The organism is Actinomadura meridiana (assembly GCF_039537545.1).
Classification (GTDB): domain Bacteria; phylum Actinomycetota; class Actinomycetes; order Streptosporangiales; family Streptosporangiaceae; genus Spirillospora; species Spirillospora meridiana.
Genome location: NZ_BAABAS010000007.1, coordinates 65,889 through 80,064, shown reverse-complemented (window position 1 = coordinate 80,064; position 14,176 = coordinate 65,889). Strand labels below are relative to the sequence as shown.

Genomic DNA, 14,176 nt, shown 5'->3' with positions numbered 1-14,176 from the left:
GTGCTACTTACCTCCAGGGAACGTCGCGCGCCGGAGCCGCCTGGCGGCGGCCCGGACCGGAACGGACGGGCGGGTGTCGATCGCCATGGTGCCGCGCCCGTCGCGCCGCACCGACAGCCGGAAGGGCCGGGCCCCGCGCCAGACGAACGCCTTGCACGGGCCGGACAGGTCGGCCGGTACGGCGGCGTCGTGCGTCTCGCCGGACGCCCGGACGACGACTCGTAAAGTCCGTCTGTCCTTGCCGGACGCGAACAGCCGTGCCGTCGGGATCCGCGCGGTCAGGGTCACGCCGTCCTCGCCGAGGGTGCGGTGGACGTCCGTCACGGGGACGCGCTTGTCACGTCCGCGCACGGCCAGCGCGAGGCCGACCTTCTCCGCGTCGGGACCGATGATCTGCGTCTGGACGGTGATCGCCAGGGCGTCGCCGTCGAACACCGCGACGACCGCGCGGGACGCCTCGGTGAGGCGGCGGCGCAGGCCCTTGGTGATCTCGTAGAGGTCGTCGGGGAGGCCCTGGCCGTAGCCGTGGTAGGCGTAGTAGACGCGGTCGTCCTTCAGCACGACCGGGTACTCCTGGCCTGCGGCGTCGGCGCGGATCGACTCGCACAGGGCGTCCGCCTCGCCGCGCTGCGCCAGGCGCAGCCGGACCTTCCGCCGGATGGGGAGCAGGTCGAGCACGTGGTCGGGCACGTACCGGTCGACGAGGGCGCCCACGCGGTCGCACACGTCGCGGCGCCCGGCGTCGTCGAGGTCGAGCAGGCTCTCCCTGATCGGCTTGGTCAGCTCCCACTTGGCGTGCCGGTGGACGATGGCGTCCCGCTGGGGGCCCGGCTCCAGCAGCCCGGCGACGAACTCGAACAGCCGCTCGGCGCACTCCAGCCGGGTGTAGATCTCCACGGTGCCCTGGGTGATGTTGCCCCCGTCGTCGCGGAGCCGCGCGTAGTAGCAGGTGTAGTCGGCCAGCACCGAGATCCGTTCGGCGCGGACGCACGCCTCGATCGTGAACGGCTGGTCGCTGCCGATGCGCATGTCCTCGGGGAAGCGGAGCTTGTGCCGTTCGACCAGTTCGCGGCGGAACAGCTTGCAGTTCGACAGCAGCCACGGGAGCGGCGAGTCGTACAGGTCGACCTCGGGCTGGTTCGCGGCGAACAGGTCCTGCTGGACCTCGCGCCCGTTGACGCCCTTCATCCTGCCGACCAGGACGTCCGAGCCCCACTCGTCGGCCGCCGCGACCATCCGTTCCAGGGCCTCCCGGCCGAGGTGGTCGTCGGCGCCGACGAAGTACACGTAGCGCCCGGACGCGATGTCCAGGGCGCGGTTGCTTGGCACGGCGGGGCCGCCCGAGTTGGCCTGGTGCAGCACCCGCACGATGCCGGGATACTCCTCGGCGAACCGGTCGAGTTCGGCGCCACCGCCGTCGGTGGAGCCGTCGTCGACCGCGACGACCTCCATGCGCTCCGCGCCGATGCTCTGCTTCACCAGCGAGTTCAGGCAGTCGGTCAGGTACGGCATCGTGTTGTACACGGCGACGACGACCGTGACGTCGACGCCATCCCGCTCCCCGGTGGGGGGGCGACCCCCCACACCCCCCGGGACGTCCGCCTCAGACGGCACCCAGCACCCCTGAGGGCCGGAGCGAGACTGTTTCGCCGCGCTTCGCTGATTCCAGGACCGCCGCCGAGACCTCGACCGTCCGCAGGCCCTGGCGCAGCGTCACGATGTCGCCGCCGCCGTCCCTGAGCGCGTCGCGGAACCGTTCGTGCTCGACCAGCAGCGGCTCCCGCTTCGGGATCGCGTAACGGATCATGTCGCCCTCCGAGACGCCGCGGAACGCCCGCAGCGCCTCCCATTCGGTGCTGACCTCGCCGTTGGCGTAGAACGTCAGGTCGGCGGTGAGCGTGTCGGCGACGAAACAGCCGCGCTCGCCCGTGACGACCGTCGTGCGCTCCTTCAGCGGGCTCAGCCAGTTCACCAGGTGGTTGACCATGGACCCGTCGGCGAGACGCCCGACTGCGGCGACCATGTCCTCGTGCGGACGGCCGCTGCGCGCCACGGTGTGCGCGGTGATCGACACGTAGTCCTGGCCGGTGACCCACGCGGTCAGGTCGATGTCGTGGGTGGCGAGGTCCTTGACGACGCCGACGTCGGCGATGCGGTGCGGGAACGGGCCCTGGCGGCGCGTGACCACCTGGAACACCTCGCCCAGCTCGCCCGCCTCCAGCCGCGTCCGCATGCTCTGGAGCGACGGGTTGTAGCGCTCGATGTGCCCGACCCCGGCGACCAGGCCGCGCGACTCGAACGCCGCGACCAGCCGTTCCGCCGCCGCCACCGACTCGGCGAGCGGCTTCTCGATCAGCGCGCTGACCCCGGCCTCGGCCAGCGCCAGCCCGGTCTCCTCGTGCAGCGCGGTCGGGCAGGCCACCACCGCGTAGTCGATGCCGAGCTCCAGCAGGTCCGGCAGGGACTCCAGCAGCGGGACGCCGTGCGGCGCGCGCTCCGGTTGCCCGGCGGGGTCGACGACGCCGACGAGCTCGACGCCGTCCAGCCCGGCCAGGACGCGGCCGTGGTTGCGTCCCATCACGCCGAGCCCGATCAGGCCCGCCCGCAGCGGCGCGCTCACGACCCCGCCTCGTTCACGGCCTCGTTCACGGCGTCGGCGACCCGCGCGAGGTCGTCCTCGGTGAGCTTCGGGTGCACCGGCAGCGACAGCACCTCCGCCGCGGCCCGGTCCGTCTCCGGCAGGTCCCAGCGGGGGTCGGGCGCACCGTCCTTCAGGAACGGCCGCAGCCGGTGGACGGGCGTCGGGTAGTAGACCGCGCAACCGATCTCGCGCTCGACCAGGTGCCGCTCGACGGCGTCCCGGTCGGGCACGCGGACGGTGTACTGGTGGTAGACGTGCCGCGCGCCGTCCGCGACCGGCGGGGTCACCGCGCCGGTGATCTTCGCGTCCAGGAACCGGGCGTTGGCGATGCGGCGCTCGGTCCACTCCGCGAGCCGCTTGAGCTGCTCGCGGCCCACGGCGGCGGCGACGTCGGTGAGCCGCATGTTGGCGCCGACGATCTCGTTGGCGTAGCGCTGCTCCATGCCCTGGTTGCGCAGCAGGCGCAGCGTCCGCGCCGTCTCCGCGTCGGCCGTCGTGATCATGCCGCCCTCCAGGGCGTGCATGTTCTTCGTCGGGTAGAAGCTGAAGCAGCCGACCGTCCCGAGCGCGCCCGCCGGGACCCCGTCCACGGCGGCGGCGTGCGCCTGGCAGGCGTCCTCGACGACGGCGAGCCCGTGCCGCTCCGCGAGCGGCCCGATGCGGTCCATGGCCGCCGGGTGCCCGTACAGGTGCACCGGCATGATCGCGGCGGTGCGCGGGCCGATCGCGGCGGCGACGGCGTCCGGATCGAGGCAGAACGTCGCGGGGTCGATGTCGACGAACACCGGGTCGGCGCCGACCAGCCGGACGGCGTTGGCGCTGGCCGCGAACGTGAACGACGGGACGATCACCTCGTCACCGGGTCCGAGGTCGAGCGCGAGCAGGCTGAGATGCAGGGCCGACGTTCCCGAGTTGACCGCCACGCAGTGCCGGCCCGCCACGACCTCGGAGAACTCCTCCTCGAACGCGGCGACCTCCGGCCCCTGGACGACCCGTCCGCCGCGCAGCACGCGCACGGCGGCCTCGATCTCCGCCTCCCCGATCACGGGACTCGCCGCCGGGACGAGCCCTTGGGATTCCACGGGCATGCACAGACTCCTTAGCGAAAACGGTGAACGTCAGGCTTCCTCACGGGAAACGGAGCGCGACATCATGCTCACAAACGCGGAAGCCCCCGCCTAACGGACGAATTCTAGCCAAGTCAGACCGTTGCGAAGACGTTAGTCGATCATATGCCGCCGCGCGCCAGGACTGGCGGAACACCCACGTTGTCACGATTCATCTCCGGTTGGACAAACCGTTTCGGGCGACTGACGAACGTGGCACAGATCATGCCGCGCCCCAGCCAGGGCCGCCACCGGCGCCCCCCACGGCCTCTACGGCATGAGCGCATGCGCCAACAGCACCCCGGACAGGCCCCGCGAGAAGGCCCCCGAGCCCGTCATGGGCCGACCTGCGGCCAGCAGCGGGACCCCGACGCACATACGGGCGCCGTCAGGTCCAGCAGTTCGGGCCAGCCGAGTCCGCCTCGGCGGCGGTTCGGCGCCTGGGGGTGGCATGGACCAGCCAGCCATCTCCGTCGGGACCCGCGCGCAGGGTGCCGTCGGCCCCCGGCCACGCGCTCGTGCGTGCCCCCGTCGAGAAACGCGGCCAGGCTGGGCCCCACGAGAACCTGGCTCATCCGGAGGACGGGGGCAGGACGGCGTCACTCACCAGTGGCCGCCGTCGCGCCGCCGTCCGGCGTAACAAGAGCGCTGAACATTGGATGCCCATCGGTCGGCCCTAATCTCGGGCCACTCGGGTCGATATCGGCCTTGAGAAGGCAGATGTCTCCGCCCGGGGGCGAACCTTTGCTCGCCCCCCGGTCCGATTATGGTCCGTTCCAATTCGGGGGCACGGACGACCCCCGCCCGATTACGGATTTCGGCGTACCACCTGATCAGGATCGGGGCCTCCGTGGAGACCACGGCCGAGGCGGGCCCCCGGCTGCCACAGCGCCGTGTGACCCCAGATCGGGCACGGCGGGCCCGATCTGGGGTGGCCCCGCACGACCCGACGCTCGTTCGTTCACCGCCGGAGAGTTCAAGAGCGGAGTCAGGTTGTCCACCAGGTCGTACTCGGCCTTTGGCAAATGAATTCGGGGCCGGAGACCGGGCTCGGGATCGCGAAAGGAATCAGGGAATCCATGGAGTGACTGCCAATGAATGTGGAACGGGACGTGAAATCAGCCGGGGCCGCGTATCGGTGATCGTCCTGCCGATTTCGGGGGTTCGGTCAAGGGTCACAGGGCCGCGCCGCCGCTGACGTCGACGACACGGCCCGTCATCCAGCGGGCGTCGTCGGAGGCGAGGAAGGCCACGACGCCGGAGATGTCGTCGGGGCGTCCGACGCGGCCCAGCGCGTGCAGCGCGGCGGCGTGGGCCTCGGCCTCGGGGTTTCCGCGCAGCCAGTCGCCCCGCAGGACGCCGGGATCGCGACCTTCCTGCGGGGCATCCGCGCCGCCAACCTCCGCGACTTCGAGGCGCGGCTGGAGGCGGCGCGTGACCGGGGTGAGTTGCCCGCGGCGACGGATGTCCGCGCCCTGGCCCGCTTTGTCGGCACTGTCATCCAGGGGGATGTCGCAGCAGGCCAGGGACGGCGCCACCGAGCAGGATCTTGTCAAGGTCGCCGACCAGGCCATGAATGCCTGGCCTGAGGGCTAGTCGGGCTGGGACGCGAGGTCGGCCGGGACGGGGTCGGTGCCGAGGATCTCGCCGGTGTGCTGGCCGACGGAGGGTGGTCCGGCGGAGTAGGCGGTGTCGATCACCGGGAGGGGGGAGCCCGGCACGAAGACCTCGCCGGGGCCGCTCTCCAGGGGGATCGACCGGACCATTCCCCGGTGCTGGACGTGCGGGTCGACGGCCAGGGCGTCCACGGTGAAGATCGGGCTGCACGGTACGCCGACCTCGCCCAGCCGCGCGACGATGTCGGCCACGGGGTGAGCGCGGGTCCATTTCTCGATGACGCGGTCGAGTTCGTCGCGGTGGTCCAGGCGGATGTCGGTGTCCGGGTCGGTGAAGTACGGCAGTAGTTGTGGGGCTTCGACGACGTTGGTCAGGGCCGTCCACATGCGCAGGGTCATTGGCGCGAGATACACGTAACCGTCGGACGCCGTGTAGGTGCCCGCGTAGGAGCGCCGGACCTTGCTGCCCACCCGCATGGGGCTCACGCCGAGTTGGAGCGCCTCGGCCAGGCAGGGGCCGAGCAGCGACATCATGCTGTCGAGCATGCTCAGGTCGGTGAACGAGCCCTCGCCGGTGCCCTCGCGACGGCTGAGCCCGAACATCGCGGCGAGCGCCGCGTAGAGGCCGGTGACGTGGTCGGGGACGAACAGGCCCGCCTGCATCGGCATGCCGTCCGGTTCGCCGGTCAGGTGCACCAGGCCCGACATCGCCTGGATGATGCCGTCGAACGCCGGGCGCTTGGCGTACGGGCTGTCGTTGCCGAACCCGCTCACGTGGACGTAGACGAGGCGCGGGTTGATCTCCCTGACCTGTGCATAGCCGAAGCCGAGGCGTTCCGGGATACCGACCGCGTAGTTGGTGACCAGCACGTCGGCCGTGCGGAGCAGGGTGACGAGGGCCTCCTGGCCGCCGTCCGACTTCAGGTCGAGCATGACGCTGCGCTTGTTGCGGTTCAGCGCGTGGAAGTAGACGTCGTTGTACGACAGGGTCTCGGTGCCCCGGCTGGCGTCGCCCTCCGGCGGCTCCACCTTGATCACGTCGGCGCCCTGGTCGGCCAGGATCTGGCTGCAGAACGGTCCGGCGATGTAGTGGCCGAACTCCAGGACGCGGATGCCGCTCAGGGGCGCGTCGTCCATGACTCCTCCTCCGTCGCGGCGTCCAGGCTCGGCATGCGGATGCCCTGCTCCGCGGCGAACTCGACGGCCCGCTGGTATCCGGCGTCGGCGTGCCGGACGACGCCGCTGCCGGGGTCGTTGGTCATCACCCGGTCGAGGCGCAGCGCGGCGAGGGGCGTCCCGTCGGCGATCACCACCATCCCGGTGTGGACGGACCGGCCGATCCCGGTGCCGCCGCCGTGCTGCACGCCCACCCAGGTCGCGCCGCTGGAGGCGTTGAGCAGCGCGTTGAGCACCGGCCAGTCGGCGATGGCGTCGCTGCCGTCCAGCATGCCCTCGGTCTCCCGGTAGGGGGACGCGACCGAACCGGAGTCGAGATGCTCGCGGCCGACCGCGACCGGGGCCCGCACCTTCCCGTCCCGGACGAGGTCGTTGATGATCCTGCTCGCGCGGGCACGTTCGCCGTAGCCGAGCATGCAGGTGCGCGCGGGCAGGCCCTGCACGCGGACGTGCCGCGCGGCGAGCCGCAGCCACCGGGTGACCGACTCGTTGTCGACGAACTCCTCCAGCATCGCGGCGTCGATCACGGCGATGTCGGCCGGGTCGCCGGACAGCGCGATCCAGCGGCAGTGCCCCTTCGCCTCGCAGAACAGCGGGCGGATGTAGGCGGAGATGAAGCCGGGGAAGTCCATGGCCCGTTTGAATCCGCCGAGGTCGGCCTCCACGCGGATCCCGTTGCCGTACTCGAACACCTCGGTGCCCCGGTCGAGCAGCTCGCAGAGCGCCTTCACGTGGTCGGCCATGCTCGTGCGGGCGTGCATCACGTACGTCTTCGGGTCGTGGACGCGCAGGTCCGCGGCGTCCTCCGGCGACAGGTCGGGGACGGCGTACAGCAGCGGGTCGTGCGCCGAGGTCTGGTCGGTGGCGATGTCGACGGGCACGTCCCGGGCGACGATCTCGGGCAGGGCCTCGGCGGCGTTGGCGAGCAGCCCGACCGACAGGGCCCGGCGCTCGTCCCGCGCCGCCAGCACCAGGGACAGAGCGTGGTCGAGATCCTGGGCCTGGACGTCGAGATACCCGAGCCGCATCCGTCTGGTGATCTTCGCCTGGTCGACCTCCAGGCACAGGGCCGCGCCGCCGTTCATGGCGATCGCGAGGGGCTGCGCGCCGCCCATCCCGCCGAGCCCGGCGGTGACGGTCAGCGTCCCGGCGAGCGTCCCGCCGAAGCGTTTCGCCGCGACGGCCGAGAAGGTCTCGTAGGTGCTCTGGAGGATGCCCTGCGACCCGATGTAGGCCCACGACCCGGCGGTCATCTGGCCGAACATCGTCAGCCCGGCGTCCTCCAGGCGGCGGAACTCCTCCAGCGTCGCCCACTCCGGGACGATCATCGCGTTGGAGATCAGCACCCGGGGCGCCCACTCGTGCGTGCGGAACACCGCCACCGGACGGCCCGACTGGACGAGCATCGTCTCGTCGTCGTCCAGCCGCCGCAGCGTGGCGACGATCGCGTCGAAGTCCGCCCAGGACCGCGCGGCCCGGCCGTTGCCGCCGTAGACGACCAGGTCGTCGGGACGTTCCGCGACGTCGGGATCCAGGTTGTTCATGAGGAGCCGCAGCGCCGCCTCCTGCGCCCAGCCCCGGCAGGTCAGCTCCGTGCCGTGGGGCGCCCGGACAGGCCGCGCCCCCGCCCTGCCAACCTTCGGCTCCGTTTCGTCCGCCATCGGATCTCCCCCGCTCACTTGGTGCCGTCGTCTGGTTTCGCGGACTTCGGCCCGAACGGCTCGGGCCTGAACGGCTCGTCGCGGGCGTTGAGGAACGCCCGCAGCCCGCCCTCCGCCTTCGCCGCGTTGAGCCGTTCGCGTTCCGGCCCGTAGGACGAGTGGGCCAGCGCGTTGAGCGCGCCGTTCAGCAGCAGTCCGCTGTCGATCCCGGCCGCGCGCAGGCCCTGCATGGCGATCGCCTTGTTCAGCCGCACCGACGCCTCCGGGACGAGCGCGATGCGACGACCGAGGCGACGCGCGGCGGGCAGCAGATCGTCGGGCTCGACGACCTCGTTGACGACGCCGATGCGCAGCGCCTCGGCGGCGTCGAAGTGGTCGCCGGTCAGGGCGTAGCGGTTGGCGTTCTTCCATCCGCACAGCGCCGCGAACAGGAAGATGGAGCTGGACGTCATCCGCACCTCGGGCTGGGCGAAGACCGCGCCGGTGGAGGCGATCGTGATGTCGCTGGCCAGGGCGTACCAGAAGCCGCCGCCCATGCACCATCCGTTCACCGCCGCGATCACCGGCTTGGACAGGCTCCAGATGTCGCGGAGGTGTTCGAGTTCGTCCTGGTTGCGCTCGTACCAGGTGGCGATGACGTCCGCCGGATAGCGGTCCGCCTGGTCGGGCGCGTTGCCGCCCTCGACGGCGCCCATGTCGTAGCCGGAGCAGAAGGCCCGTCCGGCACCCGTCAGGACGACCGCGCGCACTCCCGGGTCGGACCCGGCGCGGCGCAGGGCGTCGTGCAGTTCCCGTTCCATGTCCGCCGACAAGGCGTTCATGACGTCCGGCCGGTTGAGGGTGAGGGTGGCGACGGCGTCGTCCACCTCGTACAGGATCGTTTCGTAGTCCACTATGGAGCGTTCCTAACGTTTCTGTGGTTCGGGGACGTCGGCGGGGACGATCCGCAGGTCGAGCACCCGCACGCCCTGCCCTCGCGGGAGCACGGCGACCGGGTTCAGGTCGATCTCCACCGCCGCCTCGCGCAGGTCGGCGGCCAGCCGCGCGACCCGCTGGACGAGGTCGGCGAAGGCGTCGGCGTCAGCGGGCGGGGAGCCGCGATACCCGGCGAACAGGCGCGCGAGCGGCGTGGCGTCCACCAGCGTGCGAACGTCGTCCGGCGACACCGGTGGCAGCGCCAGGGCCGGGTCGGGTTGGAGTTCGACCAGCGTCCCGCCGACGCCGAGGGCCAGGACCTGGCCGAACACGGGGTCGAGCCCGCATCCGACGAACGCCTCCACGCCGCCGGTGACCATCTCCTCCACCACGACGCGCGGGGACGGCTCGCCGAGGTGACGTTCCACCGACGCCGTGACGGCCGTGTAGGCGTCCCGCACCTGCGACGGCGTGGACAACCCGACCGCGACGCCGCCAACGTCGCTCTTGTGCACCACCCGTGGTGACGCGGTCTTGAGCACCACGGGGAAGCCGATCGACTCGGCCGCCGCGACGGCGCGGGCGGCGGACGCGGCGGCGGCCCGGCGCGGCAGCGGCAGCCCGTACTCCTCGGCCAGTTCCGCCAGCACGTCGTGCGGGACCTGCCCTGCCGGTGCCTCGTCCAGCGCTCGCCGTACGGACTGCGCCGACGTCACGTCCGGCCGGGATTCGTCCTCGCGCGGGACGTGGGCGTGCGTCGCGACCGACGTCACGGCCGTGATCGCGGCCATTCCCGCGCGGGTGCCGTGCACGACGGGGATGTCGGAGCCCGCCAGCGCCCCGGCGGCGAACGGGTGCAGCCCGCCGCCGTAGTTCGACAGCACCATGATCGGCGTGCCGCTCCGCTCCCGGACGCCCGGCAGCGTCGCCAGCAGGCGGGTGTAGGACGTGGCGAGCCGTCCGCCGAGCGCGGGCGGCGCGTCCAGGACGACGGTGAGCAGATCGACCCCGGGATCATCGGCCAGGGCCGCCGCGAGCCGCCCGAACCGCTCGGGATCGCCGACCAACTGGCCGGTGCCGTCGAGCGGGTTCGCGACGGTGGCGAAGTCCGGCAGGATCCGCGCGATCTCGTCCCGGGTGCCCGGCGACAGGTCCGCGAGCCGCACCGCACCGGCGGCGTCGGCGACCAGCCCGATCTCGCCGCCGGACAGGCCCACGAACGCGACGCGGTCTCCGCTCGGCAGGTCGCGCAGGGTGGACAGCGCGGCCAGCGCCTCGGTCAGCTCGTCGAAGTCGGTGACCGGCACGATCCCGGCCCGGCGGCAGAACGCCTCGTAGGCCCGCGCGTCCCCGGCGATGGCTCCGGTGTGGGACGCGACGTTGCGCGCACCCAACTCCGTCCGCCCGACCTTCAACGCCACGACCGCGACGCCGTTCTCGTGCCCTTTCCGGACCGCGTCCCTGACGGCGTCGGCGTCCCGGAGCCCCTCGATGACGAGCCCGACCGCCCGGGTGGAAGAGTCCTGGACGAGATAGTCCAGATAGTCGGCCAGCCCTGTCACGGTCTCGTTGCCACTCGAAATGACGTAGGAGAACCCGAGCCGTCCGGAGCCCGCGAGCAGAATGCACCCCGACCCCGACTGCGACACCACGGCGACCGGCCCGGGACGCAGGTCCGCACCGAAGTCGGTACCGGCCAGCCACAGTTCGCGCCCCGGGTTGAACACGCCCAGGCAGTTCGGCCCGACCACGCTCATGCCGTACCGGCCCGCCAGTTCGCGCAAACGGTCGGCCCGCGCCGCGCCGTCCGAGGTCTCCTCGAACCCGGAGGCGTAGACGACCACGCCCCGGCACCCCTTCTCCCCGGCCTGCTCGACCAGCCCCGGCACGGTGTCGCCGGGCGTGCAGATCAGCGCGACCGCCGGGGTGTCCGGCACGTCGGCCAGCGACGGATACACCGCGACCGACTCAACGTTCCGCCCGCTCGGGTGCACGCCGTAGACCGCGCCGACGAAGTCCGACCGCCGCAGGTTCTCCAGGATCCGGCGGCCCGTCGACCCGGCGCGCGCCGACAACCCGACGATCACGATGCTCTTCGGGTTCAGCAGGTCGTGCAGCGCGGGCTGGCGGTACGTCCGGTCCTGATCACCGGTCATGGGGCACCGCCGCCACCAGCGTCGTGTCGAGGTAGGCGGTCACGGTGCCGCCGTGCCGGATCGCCTCGCGGGCGTCCCTCGGCAGGATGGCGCGCAGCGTCACGCCGTCGTCGGTGCGCACGGTGACGCGCACCCCGTTGCCCAGGTACAGGTCGTCCAGGACGTGCAGCTCAAGGCGGGCGGGTGCCGCCCCGGCCGGTTCCAGGCTCAGCGCCTCCTCGGGGATGCTGAGGCCGACCCGTTCGGCACGTTCCAACGGCTGCCCGCACGCGACCTCCATGTCGCAGCCCGCGAACCGGGCGCGGGCCCGGTCGCCGGTGAGCCCCACCATGGTCGCCTCGGCGACGTTGTGCCCGCCGAAGAAGCTCGCGACGAAGCCGGTGCGCGGACGGGTGTACAGCTCCTCGGCGGTGCCGACCGCGTCGATGCGGCCGTCGTGCATGATGACGATCCAGTCGGAGAGGGTCAGCGCCTCCTCCCGGTCGTGGGTGACGTAGACGGTCGTCGCGGCGGCCTCCTGGTGCAGGCGGCGCAGCTCCACGGCCATCCGCATGCGCAGCTCGCGGTCGAGGGCGCCGAGCGGCTCGTCCATCAGCAGGAGCTGAGGTCGGAACGCCAGCGCCCGCGCGACCGCCACCCGCTGTTGCTGCCCGCCGGACAGCTCGCGCGGCAGGCGTCCGCCCAGCTCGTCCAGGCCGACGAGGGTCAGCATCTCGGCCACCCGGCGGTCCCGGTCGGCCTTCGGCCAGCGGCGCATCTTCAGGCCGTAGGCGATGTTGTCGGCGGCGGTCATGTGCGGGAACAGCGCGTAGTTCTGGAACACCATCCCGATCTCGCGCGCGGCCGGGGGCATCCGGGTGACGTCGCGGCCGTCGATGAGCACCTCGCCCAGGTCGGCCGCGAGGAAGCCCGCCACGACCCGCAGGATCGTGGTCTTGCCCGAGCCGCTCGGGCCGAGGACGGTGACGAAGTTGCCCCGGTCGGCGACCAGGTCGATGCCGCGCAGCGCCTCGGTGCCGCCGAACCGTTTGATCAGCCCGCGCAGTTCCAGGCCCGCCGGTGCGGCCGTTCCGGAAGCGGGGTCGGGCCGAGCCGCGGCCTGCTGCCGCGGCTCCTTGCGTGCCCTGACGTTCATACCTTCCTCCGCAGCATGAATGCGAGCGAGCCGACGACTCCGGTGCCCGCCATGAGCAGGGTCGCGATCGCGGTGATGTTGGGATCCAGTCCGGTCTTGACGTTGTCGAAGATGGCCTTCGGGAGCGTCACGGTCCCCGGTCCGCCGAGGAAGTTGATCAGCACGGCCTCGTCGAACGCGGTGATGAACGCGAAGATGTAGGACGCGCCGATCGCGGGCAGCAGCTGCCGCAGCGTGATCCCGACCATGGCGCGCGGCCGGGACGCGCCCAGCGTCATCGCGACCAGCTCGGTCTCGGCGGGCAGCCGCGCCATCGCCGACCCGAGGATCAGCAGGACGAACGGCAGCCCGTGCACCGCGTACGTCAGCACCAGCGCCGCGAGGTTGCTGGTCAGCCTGAACTGCACGAACAGCGTGTACAGCGCGACCGCGTACGCGACGCCCGGGATCACCAGCGGGCTCAGGCCGATGGCCTGGAGCAGCCCCTTCAGCGGCAGCCGCGACCGGTGCAGCGCGAACACCGCCGGGATGCCGATGAGCAGCGCGATCGCCGCCGACACGATGGCCAGCTTGAACGACAGCAGCATCGCGTCGATCCAGACGTCCGAGCCGAAGAACGACCGGTACTGGCGCAGGCCCCACTCCTTCGGCGGGAACTGGAGCACCTTGGCGTTGGAGAACGACAGCACGACGACGCACAGGATCGGCACGCCGAGGAAGAGCACCGCCGCCACGCGCACGACGAGGTCGGTCACCCGCGCGCCATGGGCGAGGACGCGGCGTCCCACCGTGTTGGGCACGGCCCGCCGAGCCGTCTCGGGCGGGACGGACGTGTTCAGGGTGTCGGTCGTCATCCGAGGGCCCTCCGCATCCGCTCCTTGCCGACCAGGCGCCATCCGATGAGGATGACCAGGCCCGCGACGACCAGCAGCAGCACCGAGGCCACCGCCGCCTGCGCCGGGTCGAACAGGTTGAAGATGTCGTCGGCGATGAGGCTCGCGGTGAACGGGGCCGTCGCGCCGCCGAGCAGCACCGGCGTCAGGTAGTAGCCGATGCAGATCACGTAGACGATCACCGTGGAGGCCAGCAGGCCGGGCAGGGCCAGTGGCGCGACGACGTCCCGCAGCGCCCGGATCCGGGACGCGCCCATGCTCTCCGACGCCTGGATCAGGTTCAGGTCGATGGTCACGTACACCGCGTACATCGGCAGTACCGCGTAGGGCAGCATCTGGTACGTCATCCCGGCCACCACCGCGAACTGGGTGCGCAGCAGTTGCATGGGCTCGTCGATGACGCCCAGCCAGGTCAGAGTCCGGTTGACGACTCCGAACCGCTCGAACAGGACGGTGAAGGCGTAGATCTTCATCACCGCGCCCATCCACAGCGGCATGAACACGGCCATCGCGATCACCATCCGGACCAACCGGCTCCTGGTGGTGCGCAGCGACCAGGCCAGCACGGCGCCGACCACCACGACGATCACCGTGACGATCAGCGAGGTGAAACAGGTCGTCCACAGCGTCTTCCGCGCCGCCGGGCTGTCGAAGAAGTCGCCGACGTTGCCGAGGCCGTTCGGCTCGCCGAACGCCGTCCGCAGCAACTCGACGAACGGGTAGCCGATGAACACCACGGCGACGGCGAGGAACGGCGCGATCAGCGCCAGCCCGACCGGGCCGGAGAACGTCGACTGCCAACCCTTGTTCCGTGGTCGGCGCCTTATCCGGGGCATGCGCTCATCTCCTGCTCATCTCCCACCGTGCTAGTTCCGCG

At 71.7% G+C, this 14,176-nt stretch carries 11 protein-coding genes; all 11 read right to left on the bottom strand.

Annotated elements, in window-relative coordinates; translation table 11 throughout:
- Positions 1-3: 3 nt before the first annotated feature.
- The 11 genes from ABD808_RS18280 to ABD808_RS18230 all read right to left on the bottom strand — a co-directional run bounded on the left by ABD808_RS18280 (position 4) and on the right by ABD808_RS18230 (position 14,135).
- Complete coding sequence (locus tag ABD808_RS18280) at positions 4-1,614, bottom strand: glycosyltransferase family 2 protein (RefSeq protein WP_344898158.1); 1,611 nt, start codon at positions 1,612-1,614, stop codon at positions 4-6.
- Positions 1,604-2,620, bottom strand: a complete 1,017-nt coding sequence (locus tag ABD808_RS18275) for a Gfo/Idh/MocA family protein (RefSeq protein ID WP_344898156.1) — start codon at positions 2,618-2,620, stop codon at positions 1,604-1,606. The genes ABD808_RS18280 and ABD808_RS18275 overlap by 11 nt, the downstream gene beginning before the upstream one ends.
- Positions 2,617-3,729, bottom strand: coding sequence for a DegT/DnrJ/EryC1/StrS family aminotransferase (locus tag ABD808_RS18270; RefSeq protein WP_344898154.1), 1,113 nt, complete (start codon positions 3,727-3,729; stop codon positions 2,617-2,619). Before ABD808_RS18270 ends, ABD808_RS18275 begins: the two co-directional genes overlap by 4 nt.
- Positions 3,730-4,922: 1,193 nt before the next feature.
- Complete coding sequence (locus ABD808_RS18265) at positions 4,923-5,285, bottom strand: SDR family oxidoreductase (RefSeq protein ID WP_344898152.1); 363 nt, start codon at positions 5,283-5,285, stop codon at positions 4,923-4,925.
- Positions 5,286-5,339: 54 nt separating this feature from the next.
- Positions 5,340-6,500, bottom strand: coding sequence for a CaiB/BaiF CoA transferase family protein (locus ABD808_RS18260; protein WP_344898150.1), 1,161 nt, complete (start codon positions 6,498-6,500; stop codon positions 5,340-5,342).
- The gene (gene hutU, locus ABD808_RS18255; RefSeq protein ID WP_344898148.1) at positions 6,482-8,200 is read right to left on the bottom strand and encodes a urocanate hydratase; all 1,719 of its coding nucleotides are present in this window, start codon (positions 8,198-8,200) and stop codon (positions 6,482-6,484) included. The genes ABD808_RS18260 and hutU overlap by 19 nt, the downstream gene beginning before the upstream one ends.
- A gap of 14 nt (positions 8,201-8,214) precedes the next feature.
- The gene (locus tag ABD808_RS18250) at positions 8,215-9,093 is read right to left on the bottom strand and encodes an enoyl-CoA hydratase/isomerase family protein (RefSeq protein WP_344898146.1); all 879 of its coding nucleotides are present in this window, start codon (positions 9,091-9,093) and stop codon (positions 8,215-8,217) included.
- Positions 9,094-9,105: 12 nt separating this feature from the next.
- On the bottom strand, positions 9,106-11,271 hold the full coding sequence (locus ABD808_RS18245; protein ID WP_344898144.1) for an acetate--CoA ligase family protein: 2,166 nt from the start codon (positions 11,269-11,271) through the stop codon (positions 9,106-9,108).
- A complete protein-coding gene (locus ABD808_RS18240) occupies positions 11,261-12,406 on the bottom strand; it encodes an ABC transporter ATP-binding protein (RefSeq protein WP_344898142.1) in 1,146 nt (381 codons plus the stop codon). Before ABD808_RS18240 ends, ABD808_RS18245 begins: the two co-directional genes overlap by 11 nt.
- The gene (locus ABD808_RS18235) at positions 12,403-13,260 is read right to left on the bottom strand and encodes an ABC transporter permease (RefSeq protein ID WP_344898140.1); all 858 of its coding nucleotides are present in this window, start codon (positions 13,258-13,260) and stop codon (positions 12,403-12,405) included. Before ABD808_RS18235 ends, ABD808_RS18240 begins: the two co-directional genes overlap by 4 nt.
- Entirely contained in the window at positions 13,257-14,135 is an 879-nt protein-coding gene (locus tag ABD808_RS18230; protein WP_344898138.1) for an ABC transporter permease, read from the bottom strand. Before ABD808_RS18230 ends, ABD808_RS18235 begins: the two co-directional genes overlap by 4 nt.
- Positions 14,136-14,176: the final 41 nt, after the last annotated feature.

Coding starts and splice junctions, on each gene's coding strand:
- ABD808_RS18245 (WP_344898144.1), bottom strand. CDS start 11,271: ATGACCGGTGATCAGGACCGGACGTACCGCCAGCCCGCGCTGCACGAC.
- ABD808_RS18240 (WP_344898142.1), bottom strand. CDS start 12,406: ATGAACGTCAGGGCACGCAAGGAGCCGCGGCAGCAGGCCGCGGCTCGG.
- ABD808_RS18235 (WP_344898140.1), bottom strand. CDS start 13,260: ATGACGACCGACACCCTGAACACGTCCGTCCCGCCCGAGACGGCTCGG.
- ABD808_RS18270 (WP_344898154.1), bottom strand. CDS start 3,729: ATGCCCGTGGAATCCCAAGGGCTCGTCCCGGCGGCGAGTCCCGTGATC.
- hutU (WP_344898148.1), bottom strand. CDS start 8,200: ATGGCGGACGAAACGGAGCCGAAGGTTGGCAGGGCGGGGGCGCGGCCT.
- ABD808_RS18260 (WP_344898150.1), bottom strand. CDS start 6,500: ATGGACGACGCGCCCCTGAGCGGCATCCGCGTCCTGGAGTTCGGCCAC.
- ABD808_RS18230 (WP_344898138.1), bottom strand. CDS start 14,135: ATGCCCCGGATAAGGCGCCGACCACGGAACAAGGGTTGGCAGTCGACG.